The organism is Synechococcus sp. R55.2 (genome assembly GCF_047462075.1).
In the GTDB taxonomy this organism is placed as follows: Bacteria; Cyanobacteriota; Cyanobacteriia; order Thermostichales; family Thermostichaceae; genus Thermostichus.
The window spans coordinates 1-3503 of sequence record NZ_JANSIH010000346.1 but is presented as its reverse complement, the minus strand read 5'-3'; the positions used below and the strand labels follow the sequence as shown (position 1 = coordinate 3503).

The 3503-nt window shown below is 58.3% G+C and carries 3 protein-coding genes; 2 read left to right on the top strand and 1 reads right to left on the bottom strand.

Annotated features, from left to right (window positions below):
- Nucleotides 1–162: zinc ribbon domain-containing protein (locus NW838_RS11115; protein WP_414428053.1), on the top strand; the 162-nt coding region annotated here is incomplete at its 5' end.
- A gap of 216 nt (nucleotides 163–378) precedes the next feature.
- Here the strand turns inward: NW838_RS11115 and NW838_RS11110 are convergent.
- A complete protein-coding gene (locus tag NW838_RS11110) occupies nucleotides 379–1431 on the bottom strand; it encodes a Fe(3+) ABC transporter substrate-binding protein (protein WP_414428052.1) in 1053 nt (350 codons plus the stop codon).
- A 451-nt stretch (nucleotides 1432–1882) separates the two neighbouring features.
- Between NW838_RS11110 and NW838_RS11105 the strand changes: the two genes are divergently transcribed.
- Nucleotides 1883–3503: NAD-binding protein (locus tag NW838_RS11105; RefSeq protein WP_414428051.1), on the top strand; the 1621-nt coding region annotated here is incomplete at its 3' end.

The window sequence follows — 3503 nt, the reverse complement described above, 5'->3', positions numbered from 1 at the left end:
ACTTGCCACCGGTGTCTGCACATCCATCCCGACCCTGCGCGATCCTATCGCAGTGAGAAGAAGTTTGAGTGTGAGCATTGTGGATGGGAAGGGAATGCGGACTTGAATGGGGCAAATATGATCGCGCTTTTGGGGGCTGCTGTAAACCAGCCCAGAGGCTAAGCCTACGGCTGGCTTCGCGAACGTGGTTGGCTTGCCAACTACAGGGCTACCGAAAGCCCGCTCTCTATCTATACGTCAGCATGAGTGCGGGAGTATGTCACGTCTCAAGACCAAAATCTGAGGCTTGGCTTTGATCTATGGCCGAGCCATAAGCCATGCCGGGGAGCCAATGAAGAAGACTCTCGGCCACCCCGGCGCTCTGGGCGATCCCAACCCCTATCGCCAACCTGCCCGATCCATGACTCTTAACGCATCAGGGGTGACACGGCCAATGCTGGCAGCGTTGATCGTGTCTTCCTTAAAGGTGCCAAAGCTGGCCACCACCGAGTCGATCTCGGCCCCTGGCAGCACTGGATACTCGTTGTTGCTCTGGGCAAAAATGGCCTGCGCCTCTGGCCCGGAGAGAAACTCCAAAAATTGGATGGCCGCGTCTTTGTTGGGAGCTGTTTTCAGAATGCCGGCCCCGCTGATGTTGACGTGGGTGCCGCGATCCTCTTGGTTGGGGAAGAAGACGCCGATTTTCTCGGCTACGGCGCGATCTTCTGGATTGTCGGATTTGATCAAACGGGGCAAATAGTAGGTGTTGGCCAGAGCCACATCTCCCACTCCGGCGGCCACGGCCTTGATCTGATCCGTGTCTCCCCCTTCCGGCGGACGAGCAAAATTGGCTACTAAACCCCGTGCCCATTGCTCTGTTTCCGGGATCCCGTGGGCCAAGATGATCGAGGCCGTCAAGGATTGGCTGTAGACGTTGCTGGAGGAGCGGGTGAGCACCTTGCCCCGCCATTTGGGGTTTGCCAAGTCCTCATAGGTGGACAACTCCTTGGGATCCACCTTGTCTTTGTTGTACATGATCACCCGCGCCCGCTTGGTGAGGCCAAACCAGTACCCCTCTGGATCCCGCAGAGACTCGGGAATATTTTTGGAGAGCGTCTCCGACTGGATGGGTTGAAACAAGCCCTCGTTCTGAGCGCGCCACAACCGGGCAACATCCACCGTCATGAAGATGTCGGCGGGGCTGTTGGATCCCTCGCTGCGGATGCGCTGGACGATCTCATCGGCGTTGCCCTGCACCCAATTCACGGTAATGCCCGTTTTCTGCTTGAAAAGTTCGTACAATTTCTCGTCTGTGCCGTAGTGCCGCGAGGTGTAGAGGTTCACTTCCCGATTGGCGCCATGGGCCGGACGCAGAAGAGACCCTGCTGCCAGAGCCGCAGAACCTAGCGTGGCTCCACTGACAAATTGCCGTCGCGATAAGCGCATACCCAACTCCTAAGTTCAAAAACATCTCAAGAGACACAGCTCCACCGGCCAGGCTCTCTCTGAGAAAGCACCGGAAAGCCAAGCCCAAAGGACAAAGACAGTCCCCGCAAGCCTCACTCTGTTGGCTCTTATCTTGGGCCAACCTTATTGAGACTTTTATTCAAGAACTTTGCCTTGAGGCAATGATAGGAGATCTCAAGTACCAGGTCAAGCTCTTGGGAGTTGTTCTCACTTCTCACCCTTTGGGATGAAACTGGGTGGCTTCCCCTTGTCCTCGACAGCGCCTGAGATGGCCAGCAACGCAGCCGGTCTTGTTGAGCAACGGGTCTCTACCCAGGGCTTTGCGGTCAGCGGTATTGACAGCACTCGCGAAAGCTGAAGAGGCTTCGGGTATAAAGGGAGCAGGGTAGATGACAGAGCTATGGTGAGCTCCCTTTCGAGATCGCCTCATGCACAGGTGCAAGAGAACGGCAGGGATCCAGGTGTCTCTATCCTGGTCTGCGGCTACAACGATTTGGTGGAGCTCACTCTCCAAGCCCTAGAAGCTTTTGGACATCGCGCTGTAGTAGTTGCTCCCGATCTGCCCCCTCATTTGGAAGAACAGTGGCAATACCTACAGGCGGATCCCCGCCAACCGGGGGTGTTGCAGCGGGCTGGGATCGAGCGGATTAGGGTGGCGCTGCTGCTGGAGGACGATGACCAAGCCAACTTTGAGCTGGCTTTGCTGATTCGAGATCTCAACCCACAGGTGCGCGTCGTCTCGCGTCTGTTCAACCACAGCCTTGCCCGCTATCTCGACTCGGCTTTGCCGCAGCATTTTTCCCTATCGGTGGCGGCTTTGGCTGCCCCGGCTTTTGCCCTCAAGGCCGTTTCCGACGAATTTGTTGGCTACTTTGAGCTGCCCCAGTTGGAAGCCCAGCCGGCCACACTCCCGCCAGAGCTGGCAGATCCGGCTTATTTCGTCTCAGACCAAGAGACCAGCCTCTGGAACGTGGTGGAGCTGACCATCGGATACAACTCCCGCCTGCTGCATATGTCCCTCTCGGAGCTGGAGGAAACTTTTGGGGCGCGGGTGCTGTTTCATTACCCGGTGGATGGGCTTTCTGACTTTTCCAAACAGCGAGTTTTCGACGACTTTGACCACGAGGCAGAGCTGCTGGAGGGGGATCGCGTTTTGGTCATTTGCGATCCCAGAGCCTACCTGCAACTGTTGGAACGCAACGGGCGACGGGGCTCCTCACGGGCACAGCGCTGGGCCAGCGGCCAGATGCAGGACAAGCGACAACAACGGCAAGGCAGGTTGCTGGGGCAGGGATCCCTCGTGTCTTGGCTGCACAGGGGAGTGCAGGGACTCCTGCAGGTCAAGCCCATCGTGCGCACCCTCACCTTCACCCTGGGGGCCATGTTGGTGCTGGGGGTGATCAATTTCAGGATGATCGGCAAACCCGTCTTCGATGGGCTGTTGCTGACGATTGTGGTGCTGACAGGGGGCTACGGGGATATCGAGGCTTTTCAACAGCCGGAAACGCCGCTGGGGGCGAAGGTGCTGGCGGTGATGATGACCTTGGTGGGGGTTGCCCTGGTGGGGTTGATTTACGGCTTGGTGACCGACAAATTGGTGAGCAGTCGCTTTGGCTTGGGCCAGGCTGCCCGCATGCCCAAACAAGACCATGTGGTGATAGCGGGGTTGGGGCGGCTGAGCTATTTGGTGCTGCAGTTGTTGCGGCAGATGGGCTATGAGGTGGTGGCTGTGGATCCTCATACCGAGAACCCTCTGCTGGAGGCGGCGGAACGGGAGGGGGCAGTGGTGATTCGTGGGGATTACGCCCTGGCAAGCACGCTGCAACAGGCTCGCATTCAGGGCAGCCGCTGCCTAATCTGCACCACCCCTGACGATCTCACCAACCTGGAGACGGCCCTGACGGCCCACAGCCTGCAACCGGGGATCCGCACCATTTTGCGGGTTACCGATCCCGAATTGGCCGCTCGGATGCAGCGCCACATGCAGACCCTGGGGATCAGCTACAGCGCTACCGGGCTGGGGGCACGGGCTTTTGCCACCGCAGCACTGGTGGGAT